Genomic DNA, 15,549 nt, shown 5'->3' with positions numbered 1-15,549 from the left:
ACGCAGGAAGGTGAGCGAAATATGTCCAGACAGAAAAAAGCCCGGCAGCCTGAACGGGACCGGAGCCGGGATGCCGAAGGCAGGGCGACGGTGGCCGACGGACTCGGCGGCGACACGCTGCAGAAACTGATGCAGGCGAAAAAAGACCTGCTTGCAAGCGAACAGGCAGAAGAGACGCGGAAGAAGGAAGAAGCCGCCAAGGCTCGCCGCGACCGCGAGAAGAACATGTCCTTTGGGGAGCTCCTCGACCGGTACGGATATGGGGACGGCCGCAAGAAAGACTGACCGGCTTTTGCAAAAGGAAGCACCGGGGCGCAATCGCCCCGGTGCTTTCGTCCGTTTTCCGGTCTTATTCCCGGTGATTCTCATACCGGGCCGTCTTCGTCAAAGCGGCGTAGGCTTCGATCGTCTCTTTGTCAGGCATGTCCCGGTAGGCCTTCAGCGTTTCCTCGAGCTGGCCGGCACTGCTTGCGCCCGCCACGGCAGCCGCCACTTCCGGACGGCCAAGCACAAAACCGAGCGCTGCGCCGTGCAGACTGCCGGGCAACCTTGAAAATTCATCGGCAATTTCCCGGAGTTCGCTTCCCGAATAAGATTCAAATCCTTCTGATTGCGCGGAGCGCTTCCCGGCTTCGGCGGTGAGCAGCCCCTTTGCCAGCGGGCCGCGGGCGACGACCGATGCACCGTTGTTTTGGATGCCGGCAAGCCATTCCTCGGGCCGGCGGTCAAGCAGGCTGTATTGCATCATGACAGAAACGGCTTCGCTTTTTTCAAGAAACGGGCGGAAGGCATTCGGCCGGATCGATGAAATGCCATATTGGCGGATCAGCCCTTCTTTTTTCAGTTCTTCGAACACATCAATCACGGCGTCCAGGTCATCTTCATTTGTCCCGCCGTGGAGCTGGTACAGATCGATGTAATCCGTCTGGAGGCGGCGGAGGCTGTCCCGGACGGCGCTCCGGATATACTCCGGCGATGCGTCCCATGTCCAGCCGTCACGGCCTTCCGTCCAGCGGTTGCCGACCTTGGTCGCCAGGATCACGTCTTTCCGGCGGCTGCCGAGCGCCCGTCCGGTCAGTTCCTCGTTGCGCCCGCGCATGTACAGATCGGCAGTGTCGAAGTAGTTGATGCCCGCGTCCAGGGCGGCATCGATGATCCGGGAAGATGCATCCAGATCGTCCGGCAGCGACATGCAGCCGAACGCAATCTCTGACACATACGGCCCGTCATTTCCAAGTTTTCGTTTCTCCAACGAGAACACCCCCTCCCGACAATAGTATAATGAATACATCAAGACGACCAACCGAAAGGAATGAGCCATTTGGAAAAGTTCGAAGAAAAGACGATCGGCACCCGGACGATCTATCAAGGGAAAATCATTACCGTGGAACTGGATGATGTGATCTTGCCGGACGGAAAATCCGCAAAGCGGGAGCTCGTCCGGCATCCGGGGGCGGTGGCCGTCATTCCCATCCTGGAAGACGGCCGGATCGTGCTTGTCGAACAATACCGGAAGGCGCTCGGCAAGGCGATGCTTGAAGTGCCCGCAGGCAAGCTCGAGCCGGGCGAGGCTCCGGAAGTGACCGCACGCCGCGAACTGGAAGAAGAAACGGGCTACGCTTGCGATGAACTGATAGCGGTCACGAGTTTCGCGACTTCCCCCGGATTTGCGGATGAAGTGGTGCATGTGTTTGCCGCAAAGGGGCTCAACGCCGTCGAAAATCCCCTGCAAGGCGATGAGGATGAGTTTGTGGAGCTGCATGAAGTCACGCTTGAGGAAGCGGAGGAGATGGTGGCTGACGGCCGGATTTTTGATGCCAAGACGGCATTTTCCATCCTTTGGGCTAAAGGGGCGCGGAACGTCCGTTGACATGACGGGGAGCGGACAGGCATAGCATGTACAAAACAGCAGGAGGTGCAGGCCGTGCCACGTACGCTCCCATTTCTTTATCTTCTGACGCTCCTGATCATCGGCTATACGGGCGGGACTGTGCTTTATCGGCTGTCCGGTCCCGGCATGGCAGAAGCGGTCGCCGTGTTCGTGGACAACCGGGCGAGACTGGGGGCATCCGGATTCCCATGGAGAGCCGCCGCCTCGTTCGCCGCGTTTCATGTGATCGCCCTCTTTTTCGCTTCCCATGCGGCCCTCCGGCATTCGGTGTTGTTGTTTGCCGGCATCCGTTCGGTTTACTTCGGGCTCGCGTCCGCATTTCTCATCAGCCAGGAAGGGGCGATGAAGTACTATGCCCTCTGGTGGTTCCCCGGACAGCTTGTTTTGACTGTGCTGTTCATCCTGTTTTGCATGAACCTTGCACCTCCGTTCATGCTGAAGAGGCATTTCGGCAGGGACCGACAGGCGGCAGCTCTGAGGATCGCCGTCATTTCCGCTTTCGCCCTTGCCGGAGAGATAGGTCTATTCTATTTGCTTGATAACTGAAAATGATTATCATATAATAATTGTTATCAAGAATAACGGCGGCCATCTTGTAACCGGGCGATGTGGTTTGCTATAATGAGAGCAGTTTGAGGGGGGGCGTCTCATGGAGAGCAGGATTGAACGGATCAAAAAACAGCTGCACAATGCGAACTATAAGTTGACGCCCCAGCGAGAGGCGACTGTCCGGGTCCTCCTGGAACATGAAGAGGCCCACCTGAGTGCGGAGGATGTCTATCTGCTCGTGAAGGAAAAGGCGCCGGAAATCGGACTGGCGACCGTTTACCGGACGCTCGAGCTGCTGACGGAACTGAAAGTCGTCGACAAGATCAATTTCGGTGACGGGGTATCGCGCTTTGACCTCAGGCAGGAAGGCGCTGCCCATTTCCATCATCATCTTGTCTGCATTGAATGCGGCGCGGTTGATGAAATTCAGGAAGATCTGCTTGGAGACGTGGAGCAGATTGTCGAAGACAGATGGAATTTCCAGATCAAGGACCACCGTCTCACGTTCCATGGAATCTGCTGGCGATGCAGCGGCGAGACTTCCGATGACGCGGAACGTACATAAACGACATAACAGTAATGGGGATGGCGAAAGCTGTCCTTTTTTTCATCCGATCAGATCAAACAGGGGGGATGCCAGATGAAAGAAGCGGACGACGCGTTGATGGACTATATTCATTTTTTGAAAGTGGAGCGACAGCTGGCGGACAACACGGTTGAATCATACCGGCGGGATCTGAGGGGGTATCTCCGTCATCTGGCCGAAAGCACGGATGCGGGCTCATTGGACGGGGTGTCGCGGCAGGATATCATCGAATACCTGAAAGTCCTGGAGGCGGACGGGAAGTCGGCGAGGACGATTTCCCGTCATATTTCATCCATCCGCTCGTTTCACCAGTTTCTCGTGCGCGAGCAGATCACCACGGGAGATCCGACGGTCCAGCTTGACTTGCCGAAACTTGAGATGAAGCTTCCGCGTGTCTTGTCGGTCGAAGAAGTCGATGCGCTCATTTCGGCACCGGACCGTTCGAAGCCGACTGGCGTCAGAGACAGGGCGATGCTCGAGATGCTTTACGGAACCGGGATGCGGGTGAGCGAGTGCATCGGCATGAATACGGGTGATGTCCATTTGACGATGGGCTTTGCACGCGTGTTCGGAAAAGGGGGCAAAGAGCGGATCATCCCGCTCGGCCGGACAGCGCTCGATGCGGTGTCCGTCTATCTGAACGAAGCCCGTCCTCAGCTGCTCAAGGGCGGGCGTGCTCAGGATGCGCTGTTTGTGAATGCAAGAGGGGGGCGGCTGTCCAGGCAAGGTGTCTGGAAACTGCTCAATGAACATGCCCGCACGGCCGGAATCACGAAGGAGCTCACACCGCACATCCTCCGTCATTCATTCGCCACGCACCTCGTCGAAAACGGCGCCGATCTGCGGGCCATCCAGGAGATGCTCGGCCATGCCGATATCTCCACGACGCAGATTTACACACATGTTTCGAAAAACCGCCTGAAAGATGTTTACAGCCAATATCATCCCCGTGCCTGACAGTAAAATCATGACAACTGACATCTGAATTATGGTACGATGGTTCATGAAAAGGGTATAAACGGCCAAGGAGGTTTTTGGAAATGACAGCGCAACCATTTAAACGAATTCATCTGATCGTGCTCGACTCGGTCGGAATCGGTGAAGCACCGGATGCTGCCGATTTTGGTGACGAAGGCGCGGATACGCTCGGCCACATTGCTGAAAAGACGGGCGGGCTCGATATGCCGAACATGGCGAAGCTCGGCCTTGCGAACATCCGGCCCCTCAAAGGTCTGGATCCGGCGACCGAACCGGCTGCCTTTTACGGCAGGATGCAGGAAGCTTCGGTCGGCAAGGATACGATGACCGGGCACTGGGAAATCATGGGCCTCAACATTGACAAGCCGTTCAAGGTATATCCGGAAGGCTTCCCGCCGGAACTGATCGCTGAACTGGAAGAGAAAACAGGCCGGAAAGTGATCGGAAACAAGCCGGCCAGCGGAACGGTCATCATCGATGAGCTCGGTCCGCTTCAGATGGAAACCGGTGATCTGATCGTCTATACGTCCGCAGATCCGGTGCTCCAGATTGCGGCCCATGAAGAAATCATTCCGCTTGATGAGCTTTACCGCATCTGCGAGATCGCACGGGAGATTACGCTCCGTGAAGAATTCCTCGTCGGCCGCGTGATTGCCCGCCCGTTCGTCGGAAAGCCGGGCGACTTCAGCCGGACCGTGAACCGGCATGACTATGCGCTGAAGCCGTTCGGCAGGACAGTCATGAATGAGCTGAAAGATGAGGGCTTTGATGTGATGGCGGTCGGAAAGATCTCCGACATCTTCAACGGCGAAGGTGTGACGGAAGCGATCCGCACGACAAGCAACATGGACGGCGTGGACAAGCTCATTGAAGTAATGGGCAAGGACTTCCGCGGCCTGTCTTTCACGAACCTCGTCGACTTCGACGCATTGTTCGGCCACCGGCGGGATCCGGAAGGGTACGGGCGTGCGCTCGCCGAGTTCGATGCCCGCCTGCCGGAAATCCAGGAGGCCATGGGCGAAGACGATCTGCTGATCATCACGGCGGACCACGGGAATGATCCGACCGCACCGGGCACCGACCACACGAGGGAATACGTTCCCCTCTTCGCCTGGTCGCCGCGGTTTGAGAAGGGCGGCGAACTTCCGCTGCAGCACACATTCGCCTCACTTGGAGCAACGGTGGCCGACAACTTCGGCGTGAAGCTGCCGGAATTCGGTCAAAGCTTCCTCGACAGGCTGTCTTGAGACGGAAAAACCGGCTTGGATTGGAGAATCTTATAGAAAGCGGGCTGAACGGAAATGAGAATGGTGGATGTCATAGAGAAAAAACGGGACGGCGGAAGCCTTTCGGATGAAGAGATCCAGTATTTCATCGAAGGGATCACGGATGGCTCCATTCCGGATTACCAGGCGAGCGCACTGCTCATGTCTGTGTTTTTCAAGGACATGGACGAGCAGGAGCGGGCGACTCTGACGATGGCGATGGTCGACTCCGGCGACCGGATTGACTTGTCGGGCATTGAAGGTACGCTGGTGGACAAGCATTCGACGGGCGGAGTGGGAGACACGACCACCCTCATCCTGGGCCCGCTCGTCGCTGCATGCGGCGTGCCGGTTGCCAAGATGAGCGGCCGCGGGCTCGGGCACACCGGCGGCACGCTGGACAAACTGGAGTCGATCACCGGTTTTCATATTGAATTGACGGAACAGCAGTTCAGGGATCAGGTGAACCGGCTGAAACTCGCCGTCATCGGACAGAGCGGCAACCTCACGCCAGCCGACAAGAAACTGTACGCCCTGCGCGACGTCACGGCGACGGTGAACAGCATCCCGCTCATCGCGAGCTCCATCATGAGCAAGAAAATCGCGGCCGGCGCCGATGCAATCGTGCTGGACGTGAAAACCGGAGAAGGCGCGTTCATGAAAACGGATGAAGATGCACGCCGGCTGGCAGAAGCGATGGTCGGCATCGGCAATGCGGTCGGCCGCCGGACGCTTGCCGTCATTTCCGACATGAGCCAGCCGCTCGGCTACGCGGTCGGCAATGCGCTTGAAGTGAAAGAAGCCATTGCCACGCTGAAAGGCGAGGGACCGGAAGACCTCACGCACCTTTGCGTGGAACTCGGAAGCCGGATGGTTGTTGCGGGAGGCAAGGCGGAAACACTGGAAGAAGGCGCTGACCTGATCCGCGGTGTCCTCGAAGACGGTTCGGCCCTCCGCCTGTTCCGCTCATTCATCGAAGCGCAGGGCGGCGATCCGGAAATCGTCGATCATCCTGACCGTCTTCCGGCTGCAAAAGAGATCGTTTCCGTGAGAGCGGAACAGGAAGGCTTTGTCCAAACGATCGGTGCGGATGACATCGGTGTTGCCGCGATGCATCTCGGCGCCGGCCGTGCCACAAAAGACGAAGAGATTGATCTTGGCGTCGGAATTGTACTGAAAAAGAAGGTCGGTGACCGGGTGGCGAAAGGCGAACCGATCGCTGATGTCCATACGAATGGACGCGGCACCGACACCGCCGTCTCCATGATTCTCGAACACGTCCTCATCGGCGCCGAACGAATCGCCCCGCCGCCGCTCATCCATGGAGATATTCAATAAAAGGTGAAAGAGTGACAGAACTGTGCAGGCCGATTGGGGCCTGCACAGTTTTTATGGTTGAGGGGGATTTTTGGCGCCGGGTTCGCTGTGATGAAGTGTCAGGCTTGATCACACTCATTGTCCGAAGGTTGAGCAGGAACTGTGGCCCGTCTTCTAATTTCGGTATTGTCCGGCTCTCAGTGTTATTTTCACTCAGAAGAAGGAGAAGAGATCCGCGAGACGGGCGGGAATAGCATTAATGCGAGGCCCCGCGACAATGCCCGCTGTAAGCGAGCGGATTGATGGCGGATGTCGGAAAAGAAAGGGCGAGTGGGATCATAGGAACTGCGAGTGAGCGCATTGCTCGCGCGAGTGGAATCATACAGCACTTGAGTGAGCGCGCAGGCTTTGTTTCTATGTAATTTCTACTCAGAAGAAGGAGAAGAAATCCGCGAGACGCCTGCGGGAATAGCATTAGTCGAAGGCCCCGCAGAGCGGAGCTCGAGGAGACTGAGACAATGCCCGCGGCAAGCGAGCGGTTTTCTTCGACTGATGGATCCGCCCGACACAATGGACTTTTTCCTCCATGCTCCGATAATTGCTTCCATACTCCGAAATTACAGCCCATGCTCCGATAATTGCTTCCATACTCCGAAATTGCAGCCCAAGCTCCGATAATTGCTTCCATACTCCGAAATTACAGCCCATACTCCGATAATTGCTTCCATACTCCGAAATTACAGCCCATACTCCGATAATTGCTTCCATACTCCGAAATTGCAGCCCAAGCTCCGATATTTGCCTCCATACTCCGAAACCGTCCCGATACTCCTAATCAAATCCGCAATTCCGCGTATAAAATCCGCCTTTCCGGGGCAGGCTCGGAGGACGGGCCGCGGGTCTGATTCTGGCGGTTTCGCACTAGTTTTGTCGGAGGCAAGGAACAGGCGGGAGAGATGTGGAATATACGGCCTAAAGGGGGTCAACCAATGGAACAGATGATTGAAATGTTGGATGAAGGCATTGTATCGGTACGGCCGATGGGAGAGCTCGATCACCACTCGGCCGATGAAATCCGGAGGACGGTCAGCCACTTGATCTACGGGGGCTCAATCAGCGGGATCATCTGGGATCTCGGCAACCTGCAATTCATGGACAGTGCGGGGATCGGGCTGATTCTCGGCAGGATGAGAGACCTGCGGGCGGTTGAGGGAGGAACGGTGATCCTGAATCCGTCGCCGACGATGAGGAAGATGTTTGAAATGTCGGGGCTGGGCGATCATCTTCTTGACGGGCTGCCGACGGATGCAATTGACAGGCTGGGAGGGATCCTGCATGGAAAATGAAATGACACTCCAATTTTCCGCCATCAGTGAAAACGAGGCGCTGGCCCGCATGACACTTACGTTTTTCATCGCTGCGCTTGATCCGACGCTAGAAGAAATCTCGGAATACAAAACGATCATTTCGGAAGCGGCGACGAACGCGATCATCCACGGGTATGCGGAAGATCCGGCGGGAGTCGTGGAAATCCGGGCGAAGCTGGACGGCCGGGAAGTGACCGTGTCGATCACGGACCATGGAGGCGGCATCGCAGACGTGAATGAAGCGATGCAGCCGATGTTCACGACCAAACCGGAGGCGGAGCGGTCCGGAATGGGCTTTACGATCATGGAAAGCTTCGCCGACCATCTGGAAGTCCAATCCCGGCCGGGCAGCGGGACGACGGTCACGTTCAAAAAAACTTTTTCCCCGGTGCCCGAAGTCTGCCGGACGACGGGGTGAACAATGGAAGAGCATGGGACACAGCGAAAGCAATCGTTGCTGACACAGGAAAGGATGCGGGAGCTGATCGCCGCCGCCCAGGCGGGGGATACGGATGCCAGGCGTGAAATGGTGGAGGGAAACACCCGGCTCGTCTGGTCGATTGTCCAACGCTTTTCTTCAAGAGGCGTCGAACTGGACGATCTGTATCAAATCGGATGCATCGGTCTGCTCAAGGCCGTCGACAAGTTCGATCTGAGCTACGACGTGAAGTTCTCCACCTATGCGGTGCCGATGATCATCGGGGAGATCCAGCGGTTTCTCCGTGACGACGGCATGGTGAAGGTCAGCCGCTCCATCCGGGAACTCAACTTCAAGATCCGGCATGCCTCGGATGACTTCATGAAAGAGCATGAGCGTTCGCCGACCATCACGGAAATCTCCGAAATCATCGGAGTGCCGCCCGGCGAAGTGATTGTCGCAATGGATGCCATGCGGGATCCCGCCTCTCTTCAGGAACAGCTGTACGAGGGAGAGGGAGATTCGGTGACGCTCATGGACCAGGTGCGGGATGAGCGTTCGGAGCGCGGCTTCGAACACATCCCGCTCAAGGATGTCATCTCCCGCCTGGATCCGCGTGACCGGACGATCATCATCATGCGGTTTTATATGGACTGCACGCAAAGCGACATTGCAGAACGCCTCGGCATTTCACAGGTTCAGGTGTCGAGGCTCGAGAAAAAAATCCTTTCGAAGATGAAGACCTGGATGAGGCCGGATCTTGTCCGGGAACCAGTGAAGATGAAAGGGGAAGGATGACGATCAAGCGTCTATACGACAGCAGAGATCAGGCAAAAGAACAACTCGGCGCGCTCTTCGGGGAAGGGGAGACTTTCGATTTCGTGTTGGCGGACATTCACCTGCGGAAAGAGCCGGCCACATTGGTGTATATGAACGGTCTGGTGAGCGGCCAGGTCTTGACCGAACTGCTCACTTCCATGCAGGTGGATGACGAGTGGGACACGCTTCAGGAAATGATCGACCGATCCAACTTCCTCACGTTCTTCCCTTATCATGCGGCCGGCCCGGCAAAGGACGTCGATGACCTGATCGACGCGGTCCTGAGCGGGCAGGCCGCTTTTATCATGGATGACGGCTCTGCGTTCCTCGCCGATGTGCGCGAGTATCCGGGCCGCCAGCCGGAAGAGCCGGACAACGAGAAAGTGGTCCGGGGCTCGCGTGACGGATTCACCGAAAACTTCTTGATGAATACGGCGCTCATCCGCAGGCGCCTCCGGGACCCGAAGCTCCGCTTCCAGATCCACCGGGTTTCCGAAAGGAGCCGGCTGGACGTGGCGATCGGCTACATCGAAGGGGTCGCCGACAGCGCCCACGTCGACATGATCCGCGACCGTCTTGCACAGATTGAGCACGACGGGATGACGATGACCGACAAGCAGCTGGAGGAGATGCTGTTCAAACAGCGGTTCCACCCGATTCCGTTCGTCCGGTTCACCGAACGGCCGGATATATGCGTCGCCCACCTTCTGGAAGGCCATATCGCCATCATCGTCGATACGTCGCCGTCCGTGCTTCTTGTGCCGATCTCGATTTTCCATCACCTGCAGCACGCCGAGGAATATCGACAGGCACCGCTCATCGGCACCGCGGTCCGGCTGCTCAGGTTCTCCGGATTCTTGGCCAGCGTTTTCCTCCTGCCGCTCTGGTATCTGCTTGTCAAGCACAGCAGCCATCTGCCGGCGGCACTTGATTTTCTTGGGCCGAAAGACCATGGCTCGGTCCCGCTTTTGTTTCAGATCATCACGGCGGATGCAGGCATTGAATTCATGAGGCTGGCGGCCATCCATACGCCGACCCCGCTGACAACGGCGATGGGCCTGATCGCTGCGGTGATCATCGGCCAGATCGCCATCGACGTCGGGCTGTTCACGGCGGAAGTGGTGCTGTACGTCGCCCTGACGGCGGTCGTCACATTTGCCATCCCGTCTTATGAACTAAGCATATCTGCGAAAATCTTCCGTACAGGGCTGCTGATCTTGACCGCCCTTCTCGGACCGCCTGGATTCTTCATCGGCATCGGGATCATGTTCTGGTATTTGTGCTGGGTCAAGCCGATGGGCGTTCCGTACCTGTGGCCGCTCGTTCCGTTCTTCCCGAAGGCGCTTGGCCGTGTCGTCATCCGCTTCCCGATGACGCAGGATGCCATCAGGCCGTTCATCACCGATTCGCCGCAGCGCAGGCGCACCTGAAGGCCGATTGCACGTTCCCTTCCTTCATGGTAAAGTTTGTAGTAGAACAAGCCGGGGGGATGAGCAGCGTGCATCTATACGGAGCACAGACAGTCAACAACAAGGGTCATCTTGAAATCGGCGGCATGGACTCGGTCCTGCTGGCCGATACATACGGCACGCCTCTCATCGTATACGACACGGGATTGTTCCGGTCCCGTGCGCGTGCGTTCAAAAGAACATTTTCGGACGAAGGGGTGCCGGCACAGGTCGCCTACGCGAGCAAGGCATTTTCCTGCATGGCCATTTACCGGCTCGCCGAGGAAGAAGGCCTGTCGCTGGATGTTGTTTCTGGGGGAGAACTGTACACTGCCATCCGGGCAGGCTTCCCTGCGGAGCGGATCCATTTCCATGGCAACAATAAAAGTGAAGAAGAGCTCCGGATGGCCTTTGAAGAAGGCGTCGGATGCATTGTCGCGGACAATTTCCTTGAAATTTCAATGATCGGCCGGCTTGCCCGCGGTTCATCGCGGAGAATGGATGTGCTGATCCGCGTTACGCCGGGCATCGAAGCGCATACGCATGACTACATCACGACCGGCCAGGAAGACTCGAAGTTCGGGTTTGACTTGAACAACGGGCAGGCAGACGAAGCGCTCCGTCGCCTGTCGGAAATCCCCGAAATCCGGGTGCTTGGCCTCCATTGCCATATCGGCTCCCAGATTTTCGACACGGAGGCGTTCGGCCTCGCCGCGGAGTCGCTCATCGGCAAAATGGATTCCTGGCGCCGGGAGCGCGGATTCGTCTGCTCCGTGCTCAATCTCGGCGGCGGATTCGGCATCCGGTACACGGAGGAAGATCATCCGCTTGAACCGGAGGAGTATGTCAAAAGCATGATCCGGACCGTGAAGCGGACCACGGAGGAAGCCTCCTATCCGCTGCCGGAAATCTGGATCGAGCCGGGCCGGTCGCTCGTCGGCGATGCCGGCACGACCCTGTACAGAGCGGGCTCCGAAAAGACGGTGCCGGGAGTCAGGCACTATCTTGCAGTGGACGGCGGCATGAGCGACAACATCCGCCCCGCGCTGTACGGCGCCCGGTACTCGGCTGCGCTGGCAAACCGGATGGACGAGCCGCACGATGCCCGGTATACGATTGCGGGCAAGTGCTGCGAGTCCGGAGACAAGCTCATCGAAGAGGCGCTGTTGCCCGGTGTCCGGGAAGGGGACCTGGTGGCTGTTTTTTGCACAGGTGCCTACGGATATGCCATGGCCAGCAACTATAACCGGCTGCCCCGGCCCGCGGTCGTGTTTGTGGAAAACGGGGAACACCGCCTTGCCATCCGGAGAGAAACTTACGAGGACCTGGTCCGCCTGGACGCCGAACCCGCAACAGTGGGAAAGGAAGGAATCCGTTGAGGAAATCGAACATCATTCTGTTCCTCGTCCTTGTCGTCATGGCGATCATATGGGGAGCCGTCTATTGGCTTTTCATCGCGCCCAACGCAGGACCGCCGTCACAGTGAGACCGGCAGAGAACACGAAAAAGAGGGATTGAAATATGCTGTTGCGCTATAAGAAATCACTCGAAAAAATCGCGATGGGCCTTCTCTCCTTCATGCCGGAGGAAAAAGACCTGAAAAAGCTGAAGGAGACGATCAGCCGGTATGAATCGGATGACCGTTTCCAGCTGTTTCTCTGGAAGCAGGGAGAGGACTACATCGGCCTGATCGGCACCGAGATTGAGGGGGATGCCGTAACGGTTCACCACGTCTCGGTCAACCCGTCGCACAGAGGTGAAGGAATCGGGAAAGCGATGGTCGGGAAGCTTGCAGCGCTTTTGCCCGGGAAAACGTTCAAAGCCACCGAAGCGACGAGGCCGTTTCTTGAAAAGTGCCCGGAAATGATCGAAGGAGGGACAGACCGTCAATGACGGCTGTCCCTCCCTTTTTTCGGCCGGACCGGCATAGCGGACCGGTGTCTTTGCATATGTTTGTGAATGAGGGACGGGCTGTTTCTTCTGTCTGTCAGGGAAGAGGCCGTCGTGTTGACGGCCGCTTGGAGATCCGGATCCAGTACCCGGATCTCAAATGAACGGAACGGCTGCCCCGCACGGATTTCGTTCAGCGACCGGCCGGCGGAAGCGAGAAGCTGTCCGGCGTCGATGCCTTCAAAGAACTCCGGACGTTCTTCAAGTGCACCGGAGAGCTTACCCAACCCGTTCTCCATCGACTTTTCCGCACCGGCAAAGTTGCCGCGCCTCCAGTGGTAAAACGCCACCGCAACGAGGATGTAGCCGACGAGCGGATGGGTCTTATCCCTTGGCGCCACCTCATTCCAGTAGTCTTCCAAAACTTCGTGGCACTCGAAATAATCTTGATTCCCGTTGAAATACGCCATAAACTTGATGAAAAGCGGATGACGGAGCGCATGCATCCCAATCGTCCTCCCTTAAAAAACGACAGCAGGTGAACCGTTTTGTCTTATTTGGTGAAACTTGAGGCGTTCGAGGGGCCTCTTGATCTATTATTGCACTTAATCAACCGGCTTGAAATCGATATCTATGATATACCGATGGCCGAGCTGACACAGCAGTACATGGATCATATCCATACGATGAAAGTCCTTGAGCTCAATGAAATGAGTGAATACCTGGTCATGGCCGCGACGCTGCTCGCGATCAAGAGCAAAATGCTGCTCCCGGTCCATGAAGAGGAAATGCCCGAGCCGGATGACTTTTCCGATGACGGTCCGGATCCGAGGGATGAACTGGTCGAACGGCTCATCGAATACCGGAAATATAAAGAGGCGGCCGGCGTCCTGAAGGAATACGAGGAAGAGCGGGGCCGATCCTATTCCCGACCACCGGTGGAACCGGGCGGGGATGTGCCGGCGCCGCTTCCGGAAGAAGGACTCAATATTCACGACATGATCGCCGCTTTCAGAAAGATGATGGAGCGGAAGAAACTGCGGGCACCGCTCCGGACGAGGGTGGCCAGGCAGGATATCTCCATTGCCGATACGATGGAGAGCGTCATCAGTTCGCTTGGCCGCGCCGGCGGCCGTGCGCTGTTTGGCGACCTGTTCCGTTCGGGAGAGAAGTCCGAGCTCGTGGTGACGTTCCTGTCTATCCTGGAACTGATGAAACGAAGAGAAGTGACCGTCGAACAGGAAGGGAACTTCGAAGAACTGACGGTCATCCTAAAGAAAGAAGTGGAATGAATGGACAATGAGACCCGGATTACCGGAATGGTCGAAAGCCTTCTGTTTGTGGCGGGGGAGGACGGCCTGACCGGACGGCAGCTTGCGGAGGCGACCGAAACGGACCTGGAGGCGGTCGGACGCGCGATCGCCATTCTGAAGAAAGACTACGACGGGTCGGATGGCCGCGGCATCATGCTCACAGAGGTGGCCGGAACATTCAGGCTCGTGACGAAACCTGAGCATGCGGAAGCGGTCCGGCGGCTCCTTGAAAACCCGACGGCACAGTCGCTGACTCAGGCATCGCTTGAAGTGCTGGCGATCATCGCCTACCGGCAGCCGATCACCCGCGTCGAAATCGAAGAAATCCGCGGCGTAAAATCAGAGCGGCCCTTGCAGACGCTCGTCACGCGCGGGATGGTGAGAGAAACCGGCCGAGCGGAAGGGACGGGCCGGGCGATCCTCTACGGGACGACGGACGCCTTCCTTGATCATTTCGGCCTGGCTTCGATTGAAGACCTGCCGAAACTTGCGGATCCGGAGGGAGAAGAAGGCGAAGAGGAACTGGATCTTTTCATGTCCTCGTTCACCGAAACATTCGCCGATGAATCGGCAGACTGATTGACTGACTGAATGTGCATCCGGCGGACAACGACCAAATTATCAGAGGCGGTGGACTGTGCGTAACAAGCTGCTCACCAGTTGGATGGTCATTTTGATTGCATTGCTGGCCGGCCCCGCTGCGTCTGTATCTGCGGCGGGCGCCTACGCGGTCATCGATGCAAAAAACGGCCGGTTGCTCGATGGCAGCAATGAGATGGAGCAGATGCCGATCGCAAGCCTGACGAAAATCTGGACCGCGCTCACATACCTTGACGCCGAAGGCTCGGAAGGGACGGTTGAAATTTCGCGGAATGCGGACGACCAGGAGGGATCGGCAATCTATGTTGAGGCGGGGGAGCGGGTTCCGGCCAGGCACCTGCTGTACGGTCTGATGCTCCGCTCGGGCAATGACGCGGCAGTCGGCCTCGCGGAGGACGCGGGCGGATCGGTTGAGGGCTTCGTCGGGATGATGAATGAAAAAGCGGAGCTGGCCGGACTGCAAAAGACGACCTTCACCAATCCATCCGGCCTTCATGACGACCGGCACCTGTCGACGGCCTATGAAACGGCGCTGATGCTGAAGCTTGCGATGGAGAACCGCGAATTCCGGGAGATCGCTTCCACGCCGTATTACAAGTTCGGCGAGGGGAACGCCTGGCAGAACAAGCACCGGCTTGTCCGCGGAGACGGCTCGGCGGTCGCCGGCAAAACCGGATTCACAAAACGTGCGGGCAGGACGCTGGCGACCCAGTTTGAGCAGGACGGGAAAGCGGTCATCGTCGTCACGCTCGACGACGGCGATGACTGGAACACCCACCGCCGGCTGTCAGATCAGGCGTTCAGTGATTATGAACTCGTGACCGCTGCGCAGCCCGGCACGTATGCTCTCCTGCCGGGTCTCCGGGGCACACTCGCAGAGCCGCTCACCGTCTTGGTGACCGAGGAGGAGCGCGACCGGCTGACACATGCGGCGGTTGTGCCGAGAACTGGAAATGAAGGAATTTGGCAGATTCGGCTGGACGGAAAAGTCATTGCCTCCGGGAAAATGAAGATCAGGCGAAAGTGACCGCATGAAAATGCGGTCTCAGACTGTAGACAAAGTGAGCCTAATGCTCCTTTGGCTACAGTTTTTCTTTTTCCTGAACAT

Annotated in this window: 18 protein-coding genes; 16 read left to right on the top strand and 2 right to left on the bottom strand. The window is 57.4% G+C overall.

Annotated elements, in window-relative coordinates; translation table 11 throughout:
• Positions 1-21 precede the first annotated feature (21 nt).
• The gene (locus ACFFIY_RS02420) at positions 22-285 is read left to right on the top strand and encodes a YqkE family protein (protein ID WP_354198506.1); all 264 of its coding nucleotides are present in this window, start codon (positions 22-24) and stop codon (positions 283-285) included.
• 64 nt (positions 286-349) lie between these two features.
• On the opposite strand, the gene ACFFIY_RS02415 is transcribed toward ACFFIY_RS02420, so the two are convergent.
• Positions 350-1,252 (bottom strand): aldo/keto reductase, encoded by a 903-nt coding sequence (locus tag ACFFIY_RS02415; RefSeq protein WP_354198508.1) that lies wholly within the window; start codon positions 1,250-1,252, stop codon positions 350-352.
• A gap of 69 nt (positions 1,253-1,321) precedes the next feature.
• Here ACFFIY_RS02415 and ACFFIY_RS02410 point away from each other — a divergent pair, with 69 nt between their 5' ends.
• The 12 genes from ACFFIY_RS02410 (at position 1,322) to ACFFIY_RS02355 (ending at position 12,531) form a co-directional block, all read left to right on the top strand.
• Positions 1,322-1,870, top strand: coding sequence for an NUDIX domain-containing protein (locus tag ACFFIY_RS02410; protein ID WP_354198510.1), 549 nt, complete (start codon positions 1,322-1,324; stop codon positions 1,868-1,870).
• A 54-nt stretch (positions 1,871-1,924) separates the two neighbouring features.
• Positions 1,925-2,437 (top strand): hypothetical protein, encoded by a 513-nt coding sequence (locus ACFFIY_RS02405; RefSeq protein ID WP_354198512.1) that lies wholly within the window; start codon positions 1,925-1,927, stop codon positions 2,435-2,437.
• A 103-nt stretch (positions 2,438-2,540) separates the two neighbouring features.
• On the top strand, positions 2,541-3,005 hold the full coding sequence (fur, locus tag ACFFIY_RS02400) for a ferric iron uptake transcriptional regulator (RefSeq protein ID WP_354198514.1): 465 nt from the start codon (positions 2,541-2,543) through the stop codon (positions 3,003-3,005).
• Positions 3,006-3,080: 75 nt separating this feature from the next.
• Entirely contained in the window at positions 3,081-3,983 is a 903-nt protein-coding gene (xerD, locus tag ACFFIY_RS02395) for a site-specific tyrosine recombinase XerD (protein ID WP_354198516.1), read from the top strand.
• An 83-nt stretch (positions 3,984-4,066) separates the two neighbouring features.
• Entirely contained in the window at positions 4,067-5,251 is a 1,185-nt protein-coding gene (deoB, locus tag ACFFIY_RS02390; RefSeq protein ID WP_354198518.1) for a phosphopentomutase, read from the top strand.
• Between the two features lie 54 nt (positions 5,252-5,305).
• On the top strand, positions 5,306-6,607 hold the full coding sequence (locus ACFFIY_RS02385; protein ID WP_354198520.1) for a pyrimidine-nucleoside phosphorylase: 1,302 nt from the start codon (positions 5,306-5,308) through the stop codon (positions 6,605-6,607).
• A 968-nt stretch (positions 6,608-7,575) separates the two neighbouring features.
• A complete protein-coding gene (locus ACFFIY_RS02380) occupies positions 7,576-7,932 on the top strand; it encodes an STAS domain-containing protein (protein ID WP_354198522.1) in 357 nt (118 codons plus the stop codon).
• Positions 7,922-8,371 (top strand): anti-sigma F factor, encoded by a 450-nt coding sequence (spoIIAB, locus tag ACFFIY_RS02375; RefSeq protein ID WP_354198524.1) that lies wholly within the window; start codon positions 7,922-7,924, stop codon positions 8,369-8,371. The genes ACFFIY_RS02380 and spoIIAB overlap by 11 nt, the downstream gene beginning before the upstream one ends.
• A gap of 3 nt (positions 8,372-8,374) precedes the next feature.
• Positions 8,375-9,169 carry a SigF/SigG family RNA polymerase sporulation sigma factor gene (locus ACFFIY_RS02370; RefSeq protein ID WP_354198526.1) on the top strand — a complete coding sequence of 265 codons (795 nt, stop codon included), beginning with the start codon at positions 8,375-8,377 and terminating at the stop codon, positions 9,167-9,169.
• Positions 9,166-10,620, top strand: coding sequence for a spore germination protein (locus ACFFIY_RS02365; protein ID WP_354198528.1), 1,455 nt, complete (start codon positions 9,166-9,168; stop codon positions 10,618-10,620). Before ACFFIY_RS02370 ends, ACFFIY_RS02365 begins: the two co-directional genes overlap by 4 nt.
• Before the next feature lie 68 nt (positions 10,621-10,688).
• Entirely contained in the window at positions 10,689-12,017 is a 1,329-nt protein-coding gene (lysA, locus tag ACFFIY_RS02360) for a diaminopimelate decarboxylase (RefSeq protein ID WP_376837166.1), read from the top strand.
• Positions 12,018-12,159: 142 nt separating this feature from the next.
• Positions 12,160-12,531 carry a GNAT family N-acetyltransferase gene (locus ACFFIY_RS02355; protein WP_354198532.1) on the top strand — a complete coding sequence of 124 codons (372 nt, stop codon included), beginning with the start codon at positions 12,160-12,162 and terminating at the stop codon, positions 12,529-12,531.
• On the opposite strand, the gene ACFFIY_RS02350 is transcribed toward ACFFIY_RS02355, so the two are convergent.
• The gene (locus ACFFIY_RS02350; RefSeq protein ID WP_354198534.1) at positions 12,525-13,034 is read right to left on the bottom strand and encodes a DUF309 domain-containing protein; all 510 of its coding nucleotides are present in this window, start codon (positions 13,032-13,034) and stop codon (positions 12,525-12,527) included. The two genes, ACFFIY_RS02355 and ACFFIY_RS02350, sit on opposite strands and share 7 nt — an antisense overlap.
• A gap of 42 nt (positions 13,035-13,076) precedes the next feature.
• Here ACFFIY_RS02350 and ACFFIY_RS02345 point away from each other — a divergent pair, with 42 nt between their 5' ends.
• The 3 genes from ACFFIY_RS02345 to ACFFIY_RS02335 are packed head-to-tail and all read left to right on the top strand — an operon-like array spanning position 13,077 to position 15,468.
• Positions 13,077-13,820 carry a segregation/condensation protein A gene (locus ACFFIY_RS02345; protein WP_354198536.1) on the top strand — a complete coding sequence of 248 codons (744 nt, stop codon included), beginning with the start codon at positions 13,077-13,079 and terminating at the stop codon, positions 13,818-13,820.
• Positions 13,821-14,420, top strand: a complete 600-nt coding sequence (gene scpB, locus ACFFIY_RS02340; RefSeq protein ID WP_354198538.1) for an SMC-Scp complex subunit ScpB — start codon at positions 13,821-13,823, stop codon at positions 14,418-14,420.
• 58 nt (positions 14,421-14,478) lie between these two features.
• A complete protein-coding gene (locus ACFFIY_RS02335; RefSeq protein WP_354198540.1) occupies positions 14,479-15,468 on the top strand; it encodes a D-alanyl-D-alanine carboxypeptidase family protein in 990 nt (329 codons plus the stop codon).
• Positions 15,469-15,549 lie beyond the last annotated feature (81 nt).

Origin of the sequence: Bhargavaea ullalensis (assembly GCF_042432615.1) — a bacterium.
Classification (GTDB): domain Bacteria; phylum Bacillota; class Bacilli; order Bacillales_A; family Planococcaceae; genus Bhargavaea; species Bhargavaea ullalensis.
This window is presented reverse-complemented; position numbering and strand designations above follow the sequence as displayed.

Coding starts and splice junctions, on each gene's coding strand:
- xerD (WP_354198516.1), top strand. CDS start 3,081: ATGAAAGAAGCGGACGACGCGTTGATGGACTATATTCATTTTTTGAAA.
- ACFFIY_RS02370 (WP_354198526.1), top strand. CDS start 8,375: ATGGAAGAGCATGGGACACAGCGAAAGCAATCGTTGCTGACACAGGAA.
- spoIIAB (WP_354198524.1), top strand. CDS start 7,922: ATGGAAAATGAAATGACACTCCAATTTTCCGCCATCAGTGAAAACGAG.
- deoB (WP_354198518.1), top strand. CDS start 4,067: ATGACAGCGCAACCATTTAAACGAATTCATCTGATCGTGCTCGACTCG.
- fur (WP_354198514.1), top strand. CDS start 2,541: ATGGAGAGCAGGATTGAACGGATCAAAAAACAGCTGCACAATGCGAAC.
- ACFFIY_RS02355 (WP_354198532.1), top strand. CDS start 12,160: ATGCTGTTGCGCTATAAGAAATCACTCGAAAAAATCGCGATGGGCCTT.
- ACFFIY_RS02385 (WP_354198520.1), top strand. CDS start 5,306: ATGAGAATGGTGGATGTCATAGAGAAAAAACGGGACGGCGGAAGCCTT.
- ACFFIY_RS02365 (WP_354198528.1), top strand. CDS start 9,166: ATGACGATCAAGCGTCTATACGACAGCAGAGATCAGGCAAAAGAACAA.
- ACFFIY_RS02380 (WP_354198522.1), top strand. CDS start 7,576: ATGGAACAGATGATTGAAATGTTGGATGAAGGCATTGTATCGGTACGG.
- scpB (WP_354198538.1), top strand. CDS start 13,821: ATGGACAATGAGACCCGGATTACCGGAATGGTCGAAAGCCTTCTGTTT.
- ACFFIY_RS02350 (WP_354198534.1), bottom strand. CDS start 13,034: ATGCATGCGCTCCGTCATCCGCTTTTCATCAAGTTTATGGCGTATTTC.
- ACFFIY_RS02420 (WP_354198506.1), top strand. CDS start 22: ATGTCCAGACAGAAAAAAGCCCGGCAGCCTGAACGGGACCGGAGCCGG.